Genomic DNA, 22,282 nt, shown 5'->3' on the forward strand with positions numbered 1-22,282 from the left:
TTTATAACAAAATACAGAATTGAAATAATGAGGGATATAAGATAGGGGGTAAGATTAATGTAGGATGTTTCCCACATTAATGATTATTTATATTGGCTCACAATAAGTGCCAATTATGGCGGGTACACTAACTGCTGGCTTGATCTGACGCTGCTGATGGACAGTAATTTGACATTACAAACGGCGCGCTCAGGTCTTTTTTATGGCATGAGCGCTAAAAGTTAAAATTAGTGGGTTTCTAATATCAAACATCAAGCTACAATTTCTATCAAATTTCCATCAGGGTCTTCGATGATAGCTTCATAATAGCCATCACCCGTCAATCTTGGTGCTCCGACCAAAATTCCTTTTTCTTTTGCGATCAAAGCCAGTTTATCCACTGCTTCTTGACTTCCTACAGATAGTGCTAGGTGTGCCCAGCCACATCTATTATTCGTTTGTTGCTGTTTTTCGAGGCCCGGCTTAGTCATTAACTCGATAGTCGGCCCTTCATTGAGTTGAATGAAGTAAGATTCAAACCCTGGGTTATTCATGCTGCTATATTTTTCATTGGCGATACCACCAAAGAATTCTTGCCAAAAAATAGCCTGTTCTTCCAGATTAGAAGTCCACAATGCAATATGAGCGACTTTCATTCCTAAACCTCCGGTTGATGATACAAAATAAAGTTAAGAACAAAATATTAGCGTTGCGCTAGGTATGAAATAGACAGAAGGAGGTTTGTGTATAATCCCCATGTCGCTGTCTTTATGACTTCCCGCTATTTAGGATATTAAGTACTTCTGTATGTAATTTTGAGTTGGCGCTAGCGACAATAGCCCCACCTTTTTCCGCTCTACCACCGTCGAGAGTGGTAACTATGCCACCGGCATGCTCAATAATTGGAATAAAAGCAACAATATCGTAGGGTTGCAGTGAATATTCGACGCATATGTCAATATTCCCCGCAGCTAACATTGCCATGGCGTAGCATTCTCCGCCATACCGTGTCATCAATGTCTTTTTCTTGAGTTGATCAAAATTATTATCTTGGTACAGATTTACAGACTCGGGTGATGTGGTGTGGAGGATGGCCTGTTCAAGTGGAATATCTCTTCTGGTTGCCATACGGGTGTCACCCAAACGACCTGAAAAGCGAGACGTCTGACCATCGGACCAGAATTTATCGCCAGTATAAGGTTGACTCATCATTCCCATCACGGCTTTGTTATTGTGCATTAATCCAATCAGACAACCCCAGACAGGTAAACCACAGAGAAAAGGCCGCGTACCATCAATCGGATCGATGACCCATTCGTACTCAGCTTCACCTGTCCGGCCAAATTCTTCACCCATGATGGCATGATCTGGATATCGTTCGCTGATAATTTCCCTCAGCAATAACTCTGTTTCGCGATCGACATTTGTCACAGGATCAAAACGAAACCCTTCTTTAACTTTGGTATCGATATCAATCAGTTTTGGGCTTAAATAACTTTGCAATGTTCTGGTTGCTGCAATATCAGCAAGTTCATGTAAAAAGCTTACATCGGGTAAAGGTGTGTTCATGTGAAATCCTTTAGAACGTAGACCACTGAAAATTTATTATGCTTTTTTGTGCTCGATTGTGCAATATTTGAATGTGTATCCGCTTTTTATCGACACAGCAATCATTACATTGCACAATGGTGCAATATCGAGCATTACTGACCGTTTGTCGGCGCTTCTGGTCATCATGCCTCTGGTAACGGTAGCAAAATATCAACCTAATCATGTTCACGGTGACAGAATGATAAAACTTATTATCACAGACCTTGATGGCACTTTCCTGAATAGCCAGGGCGACTACGATAGAGAATTATTTGCCAATGTCAGATTGCTGATGGCTGAAAAGAAGGTTCAGTTTGCAGCATGCACAGGAAAACAGTGTGAAAGAGTTGAAGAGCTATTTGGCGAATTTAGTCGGGATATGTGGATTGTTGGCGACAGTGCAACCCGCATCAAACATAAAGGCGAATATGTATTTCAATCGCTTATCTGCAATGAGCTTGGACGACGAATTATTCATCGGCTTCAAGAGCTTAATCCCCACCACGTTATTATTGCCTGCACTCCTGAAGGGGCTGTTATCTCCACCCATATTCCATCACGACTAAAAGATAAAATCAGAGGCTCTTATACTCACCTTACACAAGTTGATTGTCTGGATACCCTGCGAAGCGATTTCGTCAAGATTACCGTTTATGATGAGGAAGGTAACTGCCCTCAGACGCGTTTGGGCCTAGTTCCTTTTGAACGCGAGGCATACATTGTCGTGTCGGAAGCATCTTGGATTGATATTGCGGATTATGGTGTGCATAAGGGCACGACAGTGCAGAAACTTCAACAGATGCTGCAAGTCGGTCCACATGAAACCATGGCTTTCGGTGATGGCTATAATGATATCGAATTATTGGCCGAAGCAGAGTATAGCTTTGCTATGCGAAATGCATTTGAAGAAACAAAAGCTGTCGCTAATTATATCACTGGGACAAATGACGAGAGTGCGGTTCAAAAAACCATCTGTAGATTACTTTCACTCCAGTCCTGATAGATTTTAATAGCCAAGCGCTAATCCATCGGTGGATTTATTTTCAAGAAGGTAGGGAAAATACCTTCTTGAAACCTTATGGCGAGTCAATACAGTGGATTACTCAGCTAATTCGATATGCATACTGACACCCGAGAAATTCTGAATTTTTGCTCCCTTGATCACCACCGCGATATCAATATCTTCACAGGTTGCCACTTTATATCTTGCGATCTGAGATATTTTATCTTCTGTGGCGGCAGCAATGACTTCATTACTTTGACTGAGAACTTCTTTTTTAAAGCAGGCGTCTTCATAGTAAACCGCACTCAGCCCAGCCTGAGGATCAAGCCCACACACACCAATAAATGTCTGATCGAAAACCATACCGCGAATTTGATTTACCGGCTCAGAACCTAACGTACTTCCCGTTTGGGCATTGACCTTTCCTCCAAGCAGAATCAACTCACCTTTACTGCGCCCACAGGCTGCTGCGGCTATTTGTGGTGAGTTTGTGACAATGGTCAGTTCCAGCTCATCAGGGATAAATTCTACCATGGCGAGGTAGGTAGAACCGGCATCAATAAAAAGACAAGTATCAGGTCTGATCAATTGTGCGCACTTCTGCGCGAGCCTTGATTTTTCTTGCACGTTTTGTGACACGCGAGTATCAAAACTGGCGGATTGTTTTAGCTGACTGACTGCACCACCGTAGACTTTTTTGCACACGCCCTTTCGGGCCAGTTCCTGTAAATCTCTGCGTATAGTGTGCTCTGAAACGCCAAGCTTTCGGGCTACATCGGCGCAAACAACCCGGCCAGTTTCAGTCAGCATTTGATAGATAATGGACTGCCGCTGCTCGGGGAATACATCATAATCGGTCACGTCAGGTCCTTAAATCATCAGAAAGTATCTAAACCAAGCATAGTAAATACGACGCAATGATTTACGTCAAGACTCTCAAGGCGGGGAGGGGGGAGCCGCTAGACAGTGGTGAAAGTATTAATCTTACTTTCTTCACAAAGCAAAAAGCCCTAAAATTTTTGTTACCATAAATACGATGAGTATCTCGTCTTGATGGGGTCATTAGAGTGAATGCTCGGTGTTTTTACATAATGAAGAGACTACTGAGTTAGCCTTAGTGGAGACGACACGAAATGTCTTCATACCGCTGCCTAGTATCTTAGGTGTACTGGCACATACTCAATCAGTCACTTTTTTATCCTATGTGCAATCAGATCTGACAGTTGGTTTGGTGCCAGGAGCGGGCATTACCAGAGCCCCTTTATATTAATCAATAAGTCGCAGATCGGCCTGGTGAGTTTTATCCAAATAAGAATTTACAGCCAGTTATCATTGTAAACGTCATTATCAGATAAAAGAACTGACGTTGTGAAAGCGAGGGGAAGCAACCTTTTCTGGCCAGCGTATAGATGACACCTGCAAGTAAAATAAACGCAGTTGTTGAAGATGGCAGTTCACTAAGTAAAATCCAGAATGAGCGATCCATCAATACATCTCACCGTTGCCAAAACGGAATGTTATATTTTGTTTTCTGGTGTCCCTCACGCCTCCCATGTTGAGTAAATTTTCAACAACGGTGTTTATTGAAGAGCTTGGTATTTCATCATTAAAGTATGGTTGTCTGACTGGTCCTGCAACCAAATCGACATTATTTATTCTCTCAAATGACATTTTCCCTGAGAAGCCAGAACTGCATAGTGAATGAAGCTGCTTACGGATGAAGCCACTGACATATGCAGCAAACCACGGCCTGCTGAATACCGTTGTGTATTTTTTTTCTGAGGGCCATAGGTAGCAGTCCAGTTCTCTGCAGTTGTAGTTCAGTGTGTTTCCATCAATGTGTAAATATCCATACATTCTGAATCCAAACCATGGAAAGCTAATATGAGGATTGACTGTTTTGGTACGGCCCGCCAGAGCTGTCCGTTTGGCAAGCAACACTAAACATCTGTCTGTTTCATCGAGTACTTCATACCAGGAAACCGGAGCTGGCTCTCCCCAGTATTCTTCGTTATACAGGCAATTATAGACCTGAACGATATCCAGATCGTTTAATGTCTTTATACGGTCATTCACCACAGCCTCTGTTAAGGTGCCCTTCAGCGCTGCTAATTGGGATAATCGTTGAAGGTCAGATGCTGGCAGACGGTTTCTGTATGTCTGGAGTTCTTCTCGCATGTGAGCAACGATTTGCTGATCCTCGATAGCTATATCACTGGTGGTGTGATTTAGCAGATCTCCCCAGCTAGAAAACCGATAAAAATACGCGACCATCTCATAGGCATGGTTCAATTGAACATTGCAGTGATCTCTGAGGAAGCGAGCCTGTTTGCGAAGCTGATTGAGTGATGGGACATAACGGTGATCGTTAACATCGAGGTGTCGGAGCATTGCATATGCCTTTTACAAATACTCTGCGGCCTGTAAACACAGAGCAAAGTTAAAAGGATATGCTCTGAAAACTAAAGGGTAAAAAGCGCTTTGGCGGATTTGTCTACAGGCTGACAGGTCTGCGCATAACCTGTTAAGCAGATTATTAAACAATCCAATGACAGTCAATAGCCTGCGTTAATTATGTGCTCATGACTTAACTGGCCCTGAGGCAACTATAGTTTCATAACCCGCATTCTACATATTTTATTCTTAGGGAAAGTGAAGAGCTATCAACGTCCGCTCCTCGCTCACAGCAGTCGCACCTAAAGGTTTTCCATATAATAAAACGCTTTCACTAACTCATCTTCTGTAAGCGGCGATACCAAACTCGCCCCTGTATCTTTCTCAATCTTCATCAATAGCTCGCTACGGGTTATGCCCAATCTATTCGCAACATGGTTAGCGCAACTCCGTGCGTGTGACGCTCTATGCGCAAGAAGGCCTTCTGCGGCTAGAACTTTTCTTCTTGATGACGAATGTGACATTGCTTCCTCCTTTAGTCTAAATTACTCCCCATATAAGCATTATGCGATAAGAAAAATAACGATGTTTCTCGCTAGCTTTAACCGGGAAACACCGTAAGCGCAACTTCGTAAACCACAATAGCTGAAGTTGATAATAGTGTCCTCTGTTCGCTCTTGAGGGACAACCATACTCAAATCTCCCACACTTAAGGAGATTTGAGTATGAACTCGTCACCGTGGAACAAAGACCGTATCATCGGCCAAAAAAGACCGCTTCAGATATCTCATATCTGGGGGATCTGAATTAGACTTGAATTGGAAGGTAAAATGCGCGATCTGGCCCTGTTCAACATGGCTTTGGACAGTAAGCTACGGGGCTGTTATCTAGTTAAACTCAAAGTATCAGATATTGCATATGGCAGTTCTGTTTCAAGCAGAGCGACGGTGTTGCAACAGAAGACTGGTAGCCCAGTGCAATTTGAGTTAACTAAAGGGACAAGAGAAGCTGTTGCCGCATTGATAAAGCTTGGTCTTGAAGATTCGCTGTACAGCACACATTCCATGAGAAGAACAAAACCTTACCTAATCTACAAGAAAACCAAGAATCTTCGTGTAATACAACTCCTGCTAGGTCATAAGAAACTGGAAAGCACAGTCCGTTATTTGGGCATTGAAGTCGATGATGCGTTAGAGATCTCTGAGTCGATTGAAGTCTAAGATTGTCGGGGCTGCAACAGCAGCAGCCCTGTGCCAGGAGTGGACATCGTAAAAAGCTAAGCATATTGATTACTTAGTTACTATTCAGAATCACGAAAAGCACATTAAAGATTGGCGCGGGGTATCAGTAGAGCTTACTGTTGCTATCATGATTTCTGCCAAGCAATCGAGGAAAACAATGGCACGTCGAGCTGAGCTGAGGGGGATAGCCAATGCTCTTAATGAGAGCTTTGTAAGCCGTAACAACGATTTCAAAGGATTCAGGACTATTGGCCAGTTAAAGTTATTCGCTATTAATAACAACCTCAGCACTATGGTTTTTTTCCTTACTCCTCCTAAGAGTGTCCCCCACTGTAATCTGAGACATTATGTTGTACTCCACTATGCAGCCATGCTCGCGCATATATTAAGAAAGCAACAAATCCCTGATTTTTGGATAAGTGAAGCTAGCATTACGATCGACTTTAACGTTAATGCTGAACACGAACATTTGAATAAATGCTCAACATCAGGTGAGCCTTTTAAGTGCCATTGTCAGATAATTGATGACGCGGGTCGCAGTTACTCTTCCGCCGTTTACGGTAGATGCCAGGCTCACTCATCTGTGAAAGAATTAAAATCGACTCGAAAACTAACTGTGTAAAAAATCTGTTGAACTTCCGTTCTTCGCTCTTAGCTGACCCAGCACCTCGCTTGGTGCAGGAGCCGACGTTACCTACTTCACGTTATGCTAATCAAAATTGAACATTTTGAGAGGAATTATAAGGTTGAAGTTTGTTCCCTTTCAAAAAAGACTTTCGGCATGAGTAAAATGGTACGTAAGAATTATCCTGAGGTAGGTGAAGTGAAGGCTCCCTACGGTTGATTTGTCAGCAGTAGCTCAGCGTATAGTGATAAATTAGACTAATCATCTATTGATGTAGGAGAAATAATGTCTTTTGAACAAGCACCTCAACTTCAAACAGATCGCTTGATATTGAAGCAGTTTACACTCGATGATTTTCCTGCACTGAAGGCATCCTGGGACACACCTGAAATGGCAAAAATTAATGGTGGCGAAAATCCTTCAGCTGAAATGGTCTGGACCCGTTTACTCCGTTACATCGGACATTGGCATGCGTTAGGTTATGGGTACTGGGCAGTATTTGAGAAAGCTACAAATCGTTATGTTGGTTCGTTTGGTTTTCAGAATGCACATCGCGATTGCACACCTGAACTGAAATATCCTGAAGCTGGATGGTCTTTAATTTCAAAAGCCCGTGGCAAAGGTTATGCAACTGAAGCACTGGCCGAAATTTTACTTTGGGCCGACAATAATTTTTCTTCTCCAATATGCTGCATTATTGATGATGAAAATGAGCGTTCAAATTATTTGGCAGAGCGTTTTGGTTTCCAGTTTCAAACTTATGCTTCCTATCGTAGTAAGCAGGTAAGATTGTTGGTCCGTCGGTGAACTCTAAATTAGTGTTTTTAAATAGCCAACAGCCACTAACCTATACCCTGTTGGCTAACAACGTCTGGAACGACACCTTGATCAAAACTATCTTGGCAATTTATCGACAGATCTAACGTCTGCTCCTCGCTCATAGCAGTCCAAAAGCACGGTTGCTGGCAGCTTTGTGCCAGGAGCGGACGTTCAGAAAGTCCCATTGCGTGATTCAAACGAGAGTATTTGAGGCTATTGTGATAAAATAGATTATTATTAAACTCTATTTTTGAGGTGACGATGGGCCGTTCAACCAAAATACAGGCCGAATCTAATCGGGCATTGATAGTGGAAAAGGCCAGCGGCCTTTTCAGGGCTCATGGCATAGCTAATGTCAGTGTTTCGGACATCATGAAAGCTGCTGGCATGACAGCAGGCGGATTTTATAAGCACTTCGAATCCAAAGAAAGTCTGGCGCAAGAAGCTGTTAGTCTCGCATTTGACTCTTCCACTACCAACTGGAGCAACGTTTCCTTAGAGCAAGGTGGTAACCTACAGCGTGAGATAGCCCAATATTATTTCACGCAAAAACCGACAGATAAGCGTTGCCCAATGCTTGCCTTTGGTAATGACTTAATGAAACGTGATAACCCCTCACTCGCAGCAGAATGCACTGCAGGCATCAATAATCTGTTTGAGATTTTTGCGGACACAACTACATCGAGTGGATATGAGGATAGTGATCTCGTGAAGTTTGCGGCAATGGTTGGGGCGAATTATTTAAGTGAGCTGAGTAGTGATCCAGAATTTGCAAGTCGAATGAAAAAGGCTGTTCTTGAAAGCTTGTGATCCCAGGTCAGTGAATGCGGGAAAACAGAAGGTTTCCCGCATTTACTTAAGCTATTGGTAACTGTGAGGTAGCGGGTTTTTTGATTGCATTTACCAACTCCTCGGTGGTGAGAACTTCGGTAGCGTATGTTGGACCATCAATATCCATTGCAGCATGCAAGGCTTCGTGAGAACGGGCGGATGTTGCGTCTCTCACCAGAGTAACGTGGAAGCCAAGTTCCATACCAATGCGTGCAGTAGCCTCAAGACAGGTGTTGGCTAAAAGACCCACGCAGATGATTTTCTCCTTACCATAGCGTTTCAGTTTGTGCTCAAGATCAGTGTTTGGGAAACCGCTTGATCCCCAGTGTTCAGTTGCGACCACGTCGCCTTCATGTACCTTGAAGTCATCATGGAAGCTTCCTCCCCAGGTTCCTTTTGCAAATGCCTGACGCTGCCCAGCTCCCAACTGATAAGGTGACGGATATTTCCAGTCTTCATAATCGCCCGGCTCCCAACGATGGTGCGGAACGTGGTAAACGGTAATTCCAGCCTCGCGAGCAGCCGCCACAATTTTGCGCAGGTTCTCGTGCATGTTGTTTTCTTTTGCGATGTCCTTCACCCAGGGGAACAGTTTTCCGCCCTCGGCCAGAAAATCGTTATACAGATCGATACACAGCAATGCAGTGATTTCGGGTTCATACACCGGGTTGGTCATGTCTTACCTCTCAATTAGATGGTGCAAACAGCGTTAATGTAACAATAGATTATGATCATAATCTATTTTAGTAAAGAGAAAGTTAAGACAGCCTCTGGATGGGAAAAATACGAAACCCGTAACAATAATTTGGCGAAGGGATCCCGTGTGAGTAAGAACTTCGGGAAATACACGCCAGACAAAGGCTTACTATCGTTTTGTCGCTCCAGTATACGAGTTGACCGTCTGGTGCCAGCAGCGGACGTTGTTTTTTCTTCGGTATATCAATCATAGGGGAGATTAATTGGTACTATTAGTTGTTAATCGGCATTGCTATGTTTAGCTCATGCCTCATGAATCAAGTACTAGGAGTTATGGCATGGATATCAAAGAGTTTCCTCCGGGAGTGATGGAACATCTTGGCTGGTATGTATATCGATTAATTGATCCAAGGGATGGAAGTACATTTTACGTGGGGAAAGGGAAAGGGAATCGAGTATTTGCTCATATGCGCGGTGAAGTCGCTGCGGTTGATGATGATGATGAATTGCTCAGTAATAAACTCAAGCAACTTCGAGAGATAAGGTTGGCTGATCTTGAGGTCATCCATGTAATCCACCGGCACGGTATGGCAGATGAAAAGACCGCGTACGAGGTTGAAGCTGCACTTATCGACGCCTACCCCGGTTTAACTAACATCATGAGCGGTGCTGGCAGTAATGAATATGGTGCAGCACACATCAAAGAATTAATCGCAACATACCAACCCGAAACAGTCGTGTTCCAACATAAAGTCCTGATGATTTCCGTGAATAGAAGTTCAAAGGATGTAGACCTCTATGATGCCGTACGATTTAGCTGGCGTGTGCGTGTTGAGCGTGCTCGTAAGGCTGAATTTATACTGGCTACAGTGAGGGGAATCGTCAGAGGGGTTTATATAGCTGATGAGTGGCTCGAATCTACCCGCGAGAATTTCCCTGAGATGCCTTCATGGGATGCAGATGATGAGTTTGAATCTACTCAAAAATCCCGCTTTGGATTCAGGGGAAGACTCGCCCCTCCTGATATAGCAAAAATTTACCTTAGTAAAAAGATTCCGGACGTTCTAAGAAAGAAAGGCGCTATGTCTCCTGTGAAATATTCTCCAGATTTTTGATGTCTGAATAGTGAAAGGCCACTGTTTCTGTTAGCGCTTTTTTGGGAAAAAGTGGCAACGTCTTCTTTTCGCTCATCAGTGACAACCATACTCAAATCTCCCACACTTAAGGAGATTTGAGTATGGTTGTCACCGTGGAACAAAGACCGTACCATCGGCCAAAAAAGGCCGCTTCAGATATCTCATATCTGGGGGATCCGAATCAGACTCGAATTGGAAGGTAAAACGCGCGATCTGGCCCTGTTCAACATGGCTTTGGACAGTAAGCTACGGGGCTGTTATCTAGTTAAACTCAAAGTATCAGATATTGCATATGGCAGTTCTGTTTCAAGCAGAGCTACGGTGTTGCAACAGAAGACCAGTAGCCCAGTGCAATTTGAGTTAACCAAAGGGACTAGAGAAGCCGTTGCAGCACTCATAAAACTGGGCAATCTGTACAGTAAAAACTACTTATTTCAATCTCGGGTCAGTAATTGCCAACATATATCAACCCGGCAATACAAACGAATTTTTCATGGGTGGATAGCAAAGATTGGCCTCGAAGATTCGCTTTACAGCACACATTCTATGAGAAGAACAAAACCTTACCTGATATACAAGAAGACCAAGAATCTCAGGGTGATCCAACTGCTGTTGGGTCATAAAAAACTGGAAAGCACAGTCCGTTATCTGGGCATTGAAGTCGATGATGCGTTAGAGATCTCTGAATCGATTGAGGTCTAAGGTAGTCAGGGCTGCAATAGCAGCCCTATACCAGGAGTGGACGTAGATTGAAGGTAGCCTGCAAAAATGACTTTTATCCTTTTAGTTAACTTAACGTGTTGCTTGCGAAAGAACGATGATTACGCAAAAATGAATGAACGTTCATTCGTATCTGAATTGTGATTCATTCAATTCAGTCTGTTGTCAAAACAAGCAGAGGCAAATTATGACCAGTAAAACGCTCAGACTTTTATTTCCTCAATGGCAAGGAGGCAATAATCCCCCCTATCATCTTGGGTCGCTTCTTCTCTCGTATCTTTCCCCCGAATCGGATGGCCCCGTTGAGTCTGTTCCGGTCGATGAGCCCACAACGCAGCCACAGGCCGAAGTGGATGGCATTACCGCTAAACCTCAAATTATCAGGCAGCTCAAAGATGCAGCCACTCTGATTGAGAAACATAATCCCGATTCAATCGTCGTTTTTGGTGGCGATTGCCTGGTATCACTGGCTCCTTTTACACATCTGCTCAATAAATACGGTGATAAACTGGGTGTGCTCTGGATTGACTCTCACCCTGACGTACAGACTACTAAACAATATCCAAACGCTCATGCCCATGTTCTTGGAGCACTCATTGGAACGGGTGATAAAGATTTAGTTGCTCACGTAACCACCAGGCTTAATCCCTCAAAAATAATGATTGCAGGTATCCACGATCCACTGGCTTATGAAGCTGACTACCTTGCTCGTCATAACATTGCGACTATCGGTCCTGAACAAGTCAAAAACGGCGCGAAAGAAGTTATGGAGTGGATTGATAGGGAAAGTCTTGAGTATCTGGCGATACACCTGGATCTGGACGTTCTCGAACCGTCACTTTTCCGTTCTGTTCTTTTCGCCAAGCCTGGTAGAGGAGTGCACGACTTTGGTGACGTGGCAGAAGGCCAGCTGACGATTGAAGATGTACTCAACCTGATAGCTCAGACAACCTCAAAAACTGAACCAGTCGGCCTTACGATTGCGGAACATCTGCCGTGGGATATGCTGAACCTCAAGAATATGCTCAGTGCGTTGCCGCTGATGAAGTAACATCTGATTCTTGGAGCCAGACTACAGAGTTCAACACTGGCTCCAGGAATAAAAGCGCGCTACAGTCCTGACACCAGATTAAACACAATAGTCAACATGTTAAAGAAAACCGAAACCTACCATAAACTGATTACCGCTGCTGCTGCCTGCTTTGCAGAAAAAGGCTTTAGTGCGACAAGCGTGCGTGAAATTTCTACCCGGGCAGGGATCAGTCAGGGAGCGATGTACACGTATTTCAAAAGCAAGGATGACCTCATCAAGGCAATCGTTCTTGAAGAGCAGAATTCAGCGTTAACAGCGCATAATGCTCCATCTAACGGCACTTATTTCGACCGCCTTTGCGAGCAGATTACTTCGTGTATAAGCGATGTAGGATACCCAGTCACGCATCAACTGTGGGTTGAAATCATGGCGGAGTCTGCACGGAACCCTGAATTGCAAAAAACGTATATTTCCAGTGATACCATTATGCGGCAAAGTATTGCAGGGATTATCGTAGAAGGTATTGCTGCGGGAGAGTTTCGCCGGGATATTAGTCTGGAAGAAACCACGATTATACTTTTTGCCTTTATCGATGGTTTAATCGCACGCAAAGCCATAAACGCGTCCTTTTCTTTTAGCCGTGACCTGCCTATGTTTTTTGAGCTAATGTCAAAATTATTGAAATAATGCCAAACAGGTTTAGTCAAAACGATAATCCACGAATTGCAAATGTCCGCTTCTCGCTCATAGCAGACTTAGCGGTCCTACAACCCGACCGCTAAGTGCCAGGATCTGACATCCAATCGCTTTTATCAGCACACTTTTTGCACATGCCATCCCACGCAAATTTTTATTATGGCACTGCCATCGCCAGCCGAATCCCAACTGCAGTAAAGGCCAGTGCGACACCCCAACGAATGCCGGTCATCACCCTGTGATTTCCTAATACACTATGACTAACGGCCGAAGCAAAAATACCATACAGAGAAAATACAGCAAAAGTCATGGCTGCAAAAATAGCCGAAAGAATCAACATACTCTGTGTGGGGTGTACATCCTTGGTGGCGATAAACTGCGGAAGAAAAGCCAGGAAAAATAGCGACAGCTTGGGGTTAAGAAGATTGGCAACTACAGCTTGCTGTATCAAAGCGCGATGAGATAACGCCAGTCCGGGGTAGTCAGCGGATAAAAGTCCCTTATCCCGTAGCGTTTGCCACGCCATAAACAACAGGTAAGCCACACCGGTATATTTCACAAGGGAAAATAGCAATGGACTGGTATGTAATAAGGCGGCAAGGCCAGTAATAGCCGCCAGCATATGAGGCAACACCCCCAGGGTGCATCCCACTGCGGCAATTATCGCGCTACGTTTTCCCTGCCTTAGGCCTGCGGAAAGCGTAATGATGGCACCAGTACCGGGCGACATAACGATCAGCAGAGATGTCACCAGAAAATCATTATAAGGAATCAAAATTTTACCCTCACCGGAAGCTGAAAATAGCCGCTTCAGCATCTGATTAAGAGCGTATTTCTGTCTTGAATAAAATTGCAGAGTAGTGACAGCTAGATTTTAGAAATTTGTTGCACATAGAGGCCCGGCGTATAGCCATAACTGCGGACAAACAGACGAGTCATGTGGCTTTGATCCGCAAACCCACCGGCAATGGCTGCATCAACAAGGCTCATTCCGCCCGTAATAAGCTTTCGAACCAAGGACAGACGCCGTTGCAAAAGATAGGCATGCGGGGTCATCCCACTATAGTGTGCAAAAGCGCGCAGAAACTTAAATTGACCCAGCCCGGCAATTGCCGCCAGCTCAGAAAGGGATATGGCACTCCCCGGCTCATCATCCATTCTTTCCTTTGCGTACAACACTCCTTTTAATGGTATTTTCATCTGAAGTCTGGGCATTTGGGCCAATGTTGAGGTCATGACTAACATCACCTCATCCGCAGCCAACCTTTCTACATCGCCATTACCGCTAATAATGGAGTAATATAATCGATTAAAATTTTCAGCTATGCAGGCATTAGTCAACACAGGCAGAGTAAACTCGCCGCTGACAAATCTCCCATCGGTAATATCCCTAAAACAGCGATTGATAAGCTCAGTATCAAAATAAAGCATTCGCCAGGCTCGCGGACCGCCGAGAGGTGTCCCATCATGAACTTCCCCTGGGTTAACAGTAATGATATCACCAGCGATTGACTCGACATACCCGCGTCCACTCAGTGATTTTTGTCCGCCGTTGTCCATCAAACCGATGCCGAACTGGTCGTGAGTATGCCGCCCAAAAGAAAAATCGCTGTTGGCGTTTACCGCCTCGATACCAGCGACAGTAATAGGGAGAAGTTGAATCGAGTGTTGGCGCACGATATTAGACTTTTTCCTGTCGCAGTTGGTCGTGTTGCTCGAGTTCATAATCGATAAATGCATCGATCATAGTCCGATAGACCTTTTCGATAATCACTTCGGGAAGTCCTGCTTCAGTGGCTTGTTTACATACCTTGTCGATTACCTGCTGGACGCGGTCTGGAGCACGGACGGCTGAGTGGTCAATTTTGAAAACTGCTGCAGCTTTAACACATTCGCTGCGTTGCGCAATCATCTTAACCAGTTCTCTATCAATTTGATCGATTCGGTTTCTAGCGTCTTCAATTGACAAAAAATTCATTTTAAATCCACCTAGCTAGTACGTGAGTTTGTTAGGTTACATAAAATTTCGATTAAATACAGTATTGAACCTAAAAGGTTGTCGCTGAGAGTACGATATATCAAGTAAAACCTACCCAGAAACTCGCAGCTATTGGTCTGGTGATGAATTAGTGAGCCTGAAGGTTCGCCCCTCGATCATAGCTGCTCGATGTTTTTTAGGTGGTTTAGTGCCAAGAACGGACATTGCAAACATCACGGTGTATAAATTAAAGCAGAGTAGGTTGCATAGACAGTGAAACCTACGCGCAGAAAAGTTGTGCAGTAGCAGGGGAATGATAAGATTAACGATTGCTCCCTCTCAATAAGGAAATTAGCATGAGTAAGCTGGTACGGAGGAATTATTCTGAGTTGGGTGAGGTAAAGGCTCCTTATGTCCACTCAGTAAGGCACAATAACACGCTCTATATTTCAGGGCTGACTGCGTTTGGCACTGCCGCACAGCAATCAGGCATTGCCGTACAGGCTGAAGAAATATTCTGTCAGATAAGGGAAATAGCCAGTGCCGAAGGTGCTGATTTTTCGGCCCTTATCAAAGTGACCATATTTATTACTTCTTTTGACGAGATCAACGAACTGCGCACGGTACTCTACCGAAATTACGGTGATCATTTGCCAGCCAGTTCTCTCGTTGAAGTTAGCCGTCTTTTTTCGCCTGACCTCAAGATAGAAATTGAGACTATATTTGGCCTCTGATTCATGTTTTACAACCGGGTAGCAGCAGTATAGCGAAGGCCATACTGATGAATGCGTGCTGGGATATGCGTAACGGTACATTCTTAACACCTTGGGTTTCTGCCGGTGCCAGAATCATCTGGTCAGTTCTAAATCGGTCGCTTTTTGTATCAGCGTTTCAATACTCACTACACTCTTTAATTCAGCCAACCGACATCACTCCACGCAGTCTTACGCATCACTTTTCCTAAATCCTAAAATTTGACCCTATTCTTACGGGGGCTGACACTGGGAAACATGGGGCTTGCGCAGATAGGGCTATACCCAAACGGGATATTCTGCTGGTACTCATTGAATATTGGCGAATCTATTTCTCAACGTTAATGGGGGGTTATTTGCATAAATTTGCCACTCACATCTCTTTGTTGATTAACTGTAATACACAATGATGTTGCCTATCGATAAGTCATTTTTACGTTATTAGTGGTTAACTGATTCACGGTAATAATAGATAAGTCTCTTGTTAACCAATCTACTTCTAAAATATGTCCAATACACATCACATTTTTGAAAAAAATATTTGTAGGCACATTCCTACTATAAGCTTCATAAAGTCTCAGTTTAATTTCCATGATGTTTATTAATGCCTTTAACCATAGTGGGTTATCTGTCGGTTGTAAGAAATGTCTTATACATCAGTATGATGATCTATTTTTTATGAATGTTTGAAATTTACTTTTTGTTACATTTAACGTATTGGTGTTATATGGCTAACGTTTTTACACTGCGCGCACTGGTATTTAATTGATATGCTAATGCGTGTGAAAAATACCTTTTTGATTACAGTTTCATGCCATCCGATGAATGGATAGGGATATCTACAAAGAGTATTTTTACTTTAATGCACGCTGAGTTAATCAGTGGGTGGTGGATGTTGTGCCGGGTAATGTAGATTATTTTTATTCATTTTCTCAGCGGTGGATTTCTTAAATTTCCTTCCCTTAATAAGGAAAGTCGATGTCCTCTTCAAGCTTCCAAAATGAGATACCTAAGGCGCGCATTAATATTAAGCTTGACCTGCATACAGGTGGCGCTCAAAAGAAAATGGAGCTGCCCTTAAAGTTGTTGGTGATGGGTGATTACAGCAACGGTCAGGAACAGCGCCCTCTGTCCGAACGTGAAAAGCTCAATATCAATAAAAACAATTTCAACAGTGTGTTGGCTGAATTCCAACCGAGCCTGAAACTCGCTGTACCTGATACCTTGGCTGGCGATAACACCGATACCGCTGTTGCCCTGACTTTCCGTGACATGAAAGATTTCGAGCCGGAAAGTGTCGCCCGTCAAATTCCGCAACTGCGCGCCTTACTGGCCATGCGCAACCTGCTGCGTGACCTCAAATCCAATCTGCTAGACAACACCACTTTCCGCCGTGAGCTGGAAAATATCCTCAAAGACGAAGCTCTGAGCGATGAGCTGCGTGCTGAACTGGCGGCATTAGCCCCAAAAGACTGTTAATCAGCGGATTGGCCGCCAGTAAATAAAAAGATAAGAGAAGGAACATGCTGATGTCTGTACAGGAAAATGCTGCGCAGGGTAGTGCGACGACCGTATTAGAGAAGAACCGCCCCGTTGCCCAAGGGGTTTATGCCTCTTTATTTGAAAAAATCAACCTGAGCCCGGTGTCCTCACTGACGGGTCTGGATGCTTTCCAGAACAACGATACCCTAGCAGATGCCACGACTGATGAACGTGTCACTGCCGCCGTCAGTGTCTTTTTAGACTTGCTTAAGCAGTCATCCAAAAAAGTGGAAAAGCTGGATAAAACTCTGCTGGATGGCCATATTGCGGCGCTGGATGATCAAATCAGTCGCCAGTTGGATGCGGTGATGCATCACCCCGATTTCCAACGTGTAGAGTCCACCTGGCGCGGTGTGAAATCCCTTATCGATCAAACCGATTTCCGTCAAAACGTCCGTATTGAGCTGCTGGATATCAGTAAAGACCATCTGGTGCAGGATTTTGAAGATGCCCCTGAAATCGTGCAAAGCGGTCTTTACACTCAGACTTACATTCAGGAATACGACACCCCCGGTGGCGAACCGATTGCCGCGGCGATTTCCAACTATGAGTTTGACCGTAGCCCACAAGATATCGCGTTATTACGCAATATCTCCAAGGTAGCCGCGGCGGCCCATATGCCGTTTATCGGTTCAGTGGGTCCCGAGTTCTTTGGTAAAGAGAACATGGAAGACGTGGCGGCCATCAAAGATATTGGTAACTACTTTGACCGTGCTGAATACATCAAATGGAAGGCTTTCCGCGACTCGGATGATTCCCGTTATATCGGCTTGACTATGCCACGTGTTTTGGGGCGCTTGCCGTACGGTCCTGATACTGTACCAGTACGTAGCTTTAATTACGTAGAGCAGGTGAAAGGGCCGGACCACGACCGTTATCTGTGGACTAACGCTTCGTTCGCCTTTGCCGCCAATATGGTGAAAAGCTTCATCAAAAACGGTTGGTGCGTACAGATTCGTGGTCCACAAGCGGGTGGTGCTGTGACTGATTTGCCCATTCACTTGTACGATTTGGGTACCGGTAATCAGGTAAAAATCCCTTCAGAAGTGATGATCCCAGAAACCCGCGAGTTTGAGTTTGCCAATCTGGGCTTTATCCCACTGTCTTACTACAAAAACCGTGATTACTCTTGCTTCTTCTCGGCCAACTCTACCCAGAAGCCTGCATTGTATGAAACGGCGGATGCGACAGCGAACAGCCGTATCAACGCCCGCTTGCCGTACATCTTCCTGCTGTCACGTATTGCTCATTACCTGAAGTTGATCCAACGCGAAAATATCGGCACCACCAAAGACCGCCGTTTGTTGGAGTTGGAACTGAACAACTGGGTGCGCAGTCTGGTCACTGAAATGACTGATCCGGGTGATGATTTGCAGGCTTCCCATCCACTACGTGATGCAAAAGTCACAGTAGAGGATATTGAAGACAACCCCGGTTTCTTCCGCGTCAAACTGTATGCCGTACCACACTTCCAAGTGGAAGGCATGGATGTGAATTTGTCATTGGTCTCGCAGATGCCGAAGGCTAAGGCATAAGCGCAGATACGATGAAAATTTATCGTCCGTTATGGAACGAGGGGGCATTGCTGTCCCCTCAGCAGTTCCAACAACAATCAGAATGGGAAACTTTTAGAAGTGCTGGTGTGTCAGCATTGGCTTCCCCGTTCCCGTGGGGGGCGGAAAAGATAGAGTTTGACGACAGTTTACTTTCGTCTGGGCTTATACAAATCCGGCATCTTCGGCTCTGGCTTCCTGATGGCACTCTGATTGATACGCTAAATAGTGATTTATCCCCTGCAGCCCGTGAGCTAAACGCTGAACAACTCGTTGGTCAAGAATCCGTGACCGTTGTTCTTGCGCTGCCGTTGATGCAAACGGGGATGTCTAATGTACAGCAGGAGACATCGACTACTGAGCGCCCTCTGCGTTACCGCGAAGGATGGGTTACGGTTCCTGATGTCTTTGGTCCTGAAGAAGAATCTATGGCAGTAGCGCATTTTAATCTGTCTGTCCGTTATCAACATGAAAATAATGAGTCGTGGAATACCTGCGCGGTGACTCGTTTAGTTCGTGATGGGCAGGGGGGATGGCGTCAGGATCCTACATTCATTCCTCCGATGGCGCTTTTCTCAGCCAGTTTCGCTTTACGTGAACGTCTGGTTTTGCTGAATCGTCAATTACGGTCACGCCGCCAGCGCTTGATGTCGATGCGTCGTGAGAGTAACGAACGCCTAGCTGATTTCGCAGTGGCGGATGTTTCCCTCTTTTGGCTGCTCAATGCTCTCAACTCTCATGCCCGTGTTCTGACTGAATATGAACGTTTTCCCGCTCGTCATCCTGAGCAGGTATGGGCTGAATTAGCTCGTCTGGCGGGCAGTATGTTGACCTTCTCCCTCGACAGCGACCTTGACGCGATACCTGGGTATGATCATGCCGAACCAGGAAATACCTTTCCGCCGTTGTTTGATCTCATCACGAATCTTTTAGAAGCCAGTTTGCCATCTAGGGTAATAGCTTTGGAAATGTCACGTCCTGATGAGCAAACATGGAAAGCATCCTTACACGATGCTCGTCTACGTGAAGACGCTGATTTTTATCTGTCTGTTCGTTCTGATATTCCTGCATGGCAAATTGCTGATCGATTCCCCGCGCTTTGTAAAGCCGGTTCCCCGGATGAAGTGAATGAGATTTACAGTGCGGCGCTTAACGGCATTCCACTGATCGCGGTTAGTCGAGTCCCTGCTGCCTTGCCCGTACGTCTGGAAAATCAGTATTTTGCACTCGACATGGAAAGTGTGGCTGCTCGAGACATGCTTGATCAAGGTGTATGCATGTTCTATGTCCCGTCTCTGCTAGGTGCTCTGGAGCTTGAATTATTTGCGGTGTTGCGTTCATGAGACAAGAAATCGATATAGACCAATTAATGGCGGAAACTTGGCTAACGGTCACCTTGCTGCGCCATGGTGCTGTCACGCCTGATGGTAATGCGCTCTATCAAAATTGTCTAAAGCAGGTTGAGAATGTTCGTGATGCGCTGAAAAAAGCGGGATACGACGATGCCAGTATTGAGCATATCTCTTATGCACAGTGTGCTCTGCTTGATGAAACAGTGATGAGCCGTAAATCAGTGGGTACAAACGGCAGTGGGGCTATCAGTGCTGACGAGGGGCAGCGTGCATGGCGAACAGCCCCACTTCAGGCACGTTTTTTTGGTTCGCTACATGCAGGTGAAGCAATTTGGGATCGTATTGCTGAAGTGCTACGTCAACCTGCGCCTATCACGGCGGTATTGACCTGCTATCACCGGGTACTTTCTCTCGGTTTTCAGGGGCTGTACAGCGTGAAAACGGTTAGCCAGACCCAGAGAGATGAGACGTTGAAAGCCTTGAACGAACGCGTTTCACCACCGGATATCGGTTTATCCCTGATAGTTAATAAAACCGGCCGTCGTCGTTACAGCCTGCTACGCTCGGTTTGGTTTTGGGTCATCTTTGCTGTCGTGCTAACGGCGGGCGTCTGGTGGGGAGGGCATCACTGGTTGCAAACATTGCTGTCTGCTCAGATGCCGGAGTTGCGCCACTAATGCGTAAAACAGCCATCGTCTCTAGGGTGTTTCACGTACTCATCAGTGCCATTGTGCTGTTATGGCTGATGTGGAACTTCTTCCCGATTGCAACTTGGTTAAAGGGATTTGCCACGTTGGTGATCATTATGGCTACAGGCGTCTTCGTGTGGCGCCGTCATCTTAGCGCAACCACAGGCCTTGCTGTCCCAGATTTACCTCTCATTGAAAATCAGAATCCCATCGTACTGGTATGTGGTGATGGGATGGGTGAACTTTTCCGCGAGTTACCGTTAAGGAAGACCGGTCAAGGTTGCTGGCTTCGCGTCGGCGACGTTGGCGCACTGACAAGTATTGTACGTGACATTCAAGCAGAGCAGCCTAGCCAGCTAGGGCAGCTTTCTATTATGTATACCTGCTTACCGGACCAGCATCAAGATGAGGCCGTTCTGCGGGCTTCGCTTAACACACTGCGCCAGCAGGTTAAACATTTAAAGTCGATGACAGGTTTGCAATTACCCGTGGTTCTGAACTGTCAGTTTTCAGGGCCTGAAACACCATGGAGTGTTGTGCATGGAAGCGGCACTATTGTATGCCCAACAGATGAAGCTCCCGTTTCACTGCAAGAATGGCAATTAACATCAACCAGCTTGACGACTTTTCCAATTCTCAGTCAGGCATTCACCTTCATTCGTGAAATCTTACTGGATGAGTTGGCGAAAATTGACCGTCTTTATCTTCCAGTACACCCTTTTGCAGTTGCACTGAGAACAGGTCATCCACACGGAGAAAATAATTCTCTTTGGGCTCACTGGCTCTATCGCCGAACATGCCTTCATCTCCCTAAAACTCAGGTGAACTTAGTCACGTCAGAACGTTTTCCTGATGCGGTGCTACCACTGTTATCGCCTTATGCCTTACCGGTACAAGGCGGGCGTTCCTCTCGTCATCTGGTGGGCTTTCTTATGTTCTGTGCACTGGCGGCTGTCGGGTTCTCTATTGCTAATAATAGGAGCCTGATCCAACACATTGGGGCCGATTTACAGCGCTGGCGGGCCATCCCTATGGACCATTATGTCCCCAAATCGCAAGCACTTGCTGTTCTTCAACAAGATGCCTTGTTGCTTGAACGTTGGCAACGGCAAGGCGAACCGTTGCGATATAGCTTGGGATTATATCCAGGACAACGTCTGTGGTTAGCCGTTCAACAGGCAATTGATACCTACATTCCTCCTCCGTCTGCTCTGGCTCCTATGGATGAACAAGCACCGAAGACCGTTCGCCTTGACAGCCTATCACTATTTGATGTGGGCAAATTTCAGCTCAAGTCTGGCAGTACAAAAATGCTGGTCGATGCGTTGTTCAATATAAGAGCCAAACCCGGCTGGCTGATTATGGTGGCGGGTCACACAGATATCACCGGTGATGTGCAGGCCAACCAAACTCTGTCCCTCAAACGTGCTGAAGCGTTACGAGACTGGATGCTATCAACCAGCGACGTTTCGCCGACCTGTTTTGCCGTACAGGGCTACGGGGCAACGCGCCCTATCGCGAGTAACGATACGTCGGAAGGCCGCGCAGCCAACCGTCGGGTCGAAATTAGTTTGGTACCACAGGCCGATGCTTGTCAGGGACCAGAAACAGTAAACCAGTCGCAGGAACAAGCGACTTCATTCAGTAAGTAAT

At 45.3% G+C, this 22,282-nt stretch carries 21 protein-coding genes and 1 pseudogene; 14 read left to right on the forward strand and 8 right to left on the reverse strand.

Translation table 11 applies throughout. The features are described 5' to 3' along the window. Positions 1–251 precede the first annotated feature (251 nt). Both HUZ92_RS13060 and HUZ92_RS13065 read right to left on the reverse strand, forming a co-directional pair. A complete protein-coding gene (locus tag HUZ92_RS13060; protein WP_145579710.1) occupies positions 252–635 on the reverse strand; it encodes a VOC family protein in 384 nt (127 codons plus the stop codon). Between the two features lie 112 nt (positions 636–747). Then, complete coding sequence (locus HUZ92_RS13065) at positions 748–1,548, reverse strand: inositol monophosphatase family protein (RefSeq protein ID WP_128451071.1); 801 nt, start codon at positions 1,546–1,548, stop codon at positions 748–750. Between the two features lie 220 nt (positions 1,549–1,768). Between HUZ92_RS13065 and HUZ92_RS13070 the strand changes: the two genes are divergently transcribed. After that, entirely contained in the window at positions 1,769–2,569 is an 801-nt protein-coding gene (locus HUZ92_RS13070; RefSeq protein WP_050295571.1) for an HAD-IIB family hydrolase, read from the forward strand. A gap of 99 nt (positions 2,570–2,668) precedes the next feature. On the opposite strand, the gene HUZ92_RS13075 is transcribed toward HUZ92_RS13070, so the two are convergent. Together HUZ92_RS13075 and HUZ92_RS13080 are read right to left on the reverse strand one after the other, a co-directional pair. After that, on the reverse strand, positions 2,669–3,433 hold the full coding sequence (locus HUZ92_RS13075; protein WP_050140753.1) for a DeoR/GlpR family DNA-binding transcription regulator: 765 nt from the start codon (positions 3,431–3,433) through the stop codon (positions 2,669–2,671). 624 nt (positions 3,434–4,057) lie between these two features. Beyond that, the gene (locus HUZ92_RS13080) at positions 4,058–4,963 is read right to left on the reverse strand and encodes a hypothetical protein (protein WP_145579711.1); all 906 of its coding nucleotides are present in this window, start codon (positions 4,961–4,963) and stop codon (positions 4,058–4,060) included. Between the two features lie 728 nt (positions 4,964–5,691). Here HUZ92_RS13080 and HUZ92_RS13085 point away from each other — a divergent pair. From HUZ92_RS13085 to HUZ92_RS13095, 3 genes and pseudogenes are all read left to right on the forward strand, one after another. Further along, a pseudogene (locus tag HUZ92_RS13085) lies at positions 5,692–6,186 on the forward strand (integrase). A 931-nt stretch (positions 6,187–7,117) separates the two neighbouring features. Next, positions 7,118–7,639, forward strand: coding sequence for a GNAT family N-acetyltransferase (locus tag HUZ92_RS13090; protein ID WP_050098439.1), 522 nt, complete (start codon positions 7,118–7,120; stop codon positions 7,637–7,639). 273 nt (positions 7,640–7,912) lie between these two features. Beyond that, the gene (locus HUZ92_RS13095) at positions 7,913–8,461 is read left to right on the forward strand and encodes a TetR/AcrR family transcriptional regulator (RefSeq protein ID WP_050098438.1); all 549 of its coding nucleotides are present in this window, start codon (positions 7,913–7,915) and stop codon (positions 8,459–8,461) included. 46 nt (positions 8,462–8,507) lie between these two features. Here HUZ92_RS13095 and HUZ92_RS13100 read toward each other — a convergent pair whose 3' ends face one another. Continuing rightward, positions 8,508–9,158 carry a cysteine hydrolase family protein gene (locus HUZ92_RS13100; protein WP_050098437.1) on the reverse strand — a complete coding sequence of 217 codons (651 nt, stop codon included), beginning with the start codon at positions 9,156–9,158 and terminating at the stop codon, positions 8,508–8,510. 358 nt (positions 9,159–9,516) lie between these two features. Between HUZ92_RS13100 and HUZ92_RS13105 the strand changes: the two genes are divergently transcribed. From HUZ92_RS13105 to HUZ92_RS13120, 4 genes are all read left to right on the forward strand, one after another. Beyond that, positions 9,517–10,293: an LEM-3-like GIY-YIG domain-containing protein gene (locus HUZ92_RS13105; protein ID WP_050098436.1), complete on the forward strand. Its 777-nt coding sequence runs from the start codon at positions 9,517–9,519 to the stop codon at positions 10,291–10,293. 126 nt (positions 10,294–10,419) lie between these two features. Beyond that, positions 10,420–11,016, forward strand: coding sequence for a tyrosine-type recombinase/integrase (locus HUZ92_RS13110; RefSeq protein WP_145579712.1), 597 nt, complete (start codon positions 10,420–10,422; stop codon positions 11,014–11,016). Between the two features lie 205 nt (positions 11,017–11,221). Continuing rightward, entirely contained in the window at positions 11,222–12,085 is an 864-nt protein-coding gene (locus HUZ92_RS13115; protein ID WP_050098434.1) for an arginase family protein, read from the forward strand. A gap of 96 nt (positions 12,086–12,181) precedes the next feature. Then, entirely contained in the window at positions 12,182–12,754 is a 573-nt protein-coding gene (locus tag HUZ92_RS13120; RefSeq protein WP_050140755.1) for a TetR/AcrR family transcriptional regulator, read from the forward strand. Positions 12,755–12,920: 166 nt separating this feature from the next. On the opposite strand, the gene HUZ92_RS13125 is transcribed toward HUZ92_RS13120, so the two are convergent. The 3 genes from HUZ92_RS13125 to HUZ92_RS13135 all read right to left on the reverse strand — a co-directional run bounded on the left by HUZ92_RS13125 (position 12,921) and on the right by HUZ92_RS13135 (position 14,741). After that, on the reverse strand, positions 12,921–13,535 hold the full coding sequence (locus HUZ92_RS13125) for a LysE family translocator (protein ID WP_080985776.1): 615 nt from the start codon (positions 13,533–13,535) through the stop codon (positions 12,921–12,923). Between the two features lie 95 nt (positions 13,536–13,630). Further along, positions 13,631–14,503 (reverse strand): AraC family transcriptional regulator, encoded by an 873-nt coding sequence (locus HUZ92_RS13130; RefSeq protein ID WP_235896987.1) that lies wholly within the window; start codon positions 14,501–14,503, stop codon positions 13,631–13,633. Continuing rightward, positions 14,445–14,741: a chorismate mutase gene (locus HUZ92_RS13135; RefSeq protein ID WP_050098430.1), complete on the reverse strand. Its 297-nt coding sequence runs from the start codon at positions 14,739–14,741 to the stop codon at positions 14,445–14,447. The genes HUZ92_RS13130 and HUZ92_RS13135 overlap by 59 nt, the downstream gene beginning before the upstream one ends. Before the next feature lie 356 nt (positions 14,742–15,097). Between HUZ92_RS13135 and HUZ92_RS13140 the strand changes: the two genes are divergently transcribed. The 6 genes from HUZ92_RS13140 (at position 15,098) to HUZ92_RS13165 (ending at position 22,281) form a co-directional block, all read left to right on the forward strand. Further along, positions 15,098–15,475, forward strand: a complete 378-nt coding sequence (locus HUZ92_RS13140; RefSeq protein ID WP_050098429.1) for a RidA family protein — start codon at positions 15,098–15,100, stop codon at positions 15,473–15,475. Between the two features lie 996 nt (positions 15,476–16,471). Further along, entirely contained in the window at positions 16,472–16,972 is a 501-nt protein-coding gene (gene tssB / locus HUZ92_RS13145) for a type VI secretion system contractile sheath small subunit (RefSeq protein WP_050098428.1), read from the forward strand. Between the two features lie 44 nt (positions 16,973–17,016). After that, the gene (gene tssC / locus HUZ92_RS13150; protein ID WP_050098427.1) at positions 17,017–18,570 is read left to right on the forward strand and encodes a type VI secretion system contractile sheath large subunit; all 1,554 of its coding nucleotides are present in this window, start codon (positions 17,017–17,019) and stop codon (positions 18,568–18,570) included. An 11-nt stretch (positions 18,571–18,581) separates the two neighbouring features. Beyond that, positions 18,582–19,931 (forward strand): type VI secretion system baseplate subunit TssK, encoded by a 1,350-nt coding sequence (tssK, locus tag HUZ92_RS13155; protein WP_050098426.1) that lies wholly within the window; start codon positions 18,582–18,584, stop codon positions 19,929–19,931. Then, complete coding sequence (gene tssL, locus HUZ92_RS13160; protein ID WP_050140760.1) at positions 19,928–20,617, forward strand: type VI secretion system protein TssL, short form; 690 nt, start codon at positions 19,928–19,930, stop codon at positions 20,615–20,617. Before tssK ends, tssL begins: the two co-directional genes overlap by 4 nt. Continuing rightward, complete coding sequence (locus HUZ92_RS13165) at positions 20,617–22,281, forward strand: OmpA family protein (RefSeq protein ID WP_050140761.1); 1,665 nt, start codon at positions 20,617–20,619, stop codon at positions 22,279–22,281. The genes tssL and HUZ92_RS13165 overlap by 1 nt, the downstream gene beginning before the upstream one ends. Position 22,282: the final 1 nt, after the last annotated feature.

Origin of the sequence: Yersinia vastinensis (genome assembly GCF_902726565.1) — a bacterium.
GTDB classification, from domain to species: Bacteria; Pseudomonadota; Gammaproteobacteria; order Enterobacterales; family Enterobacteriaceae; genus Yersinia; species Yersinia vastinensis.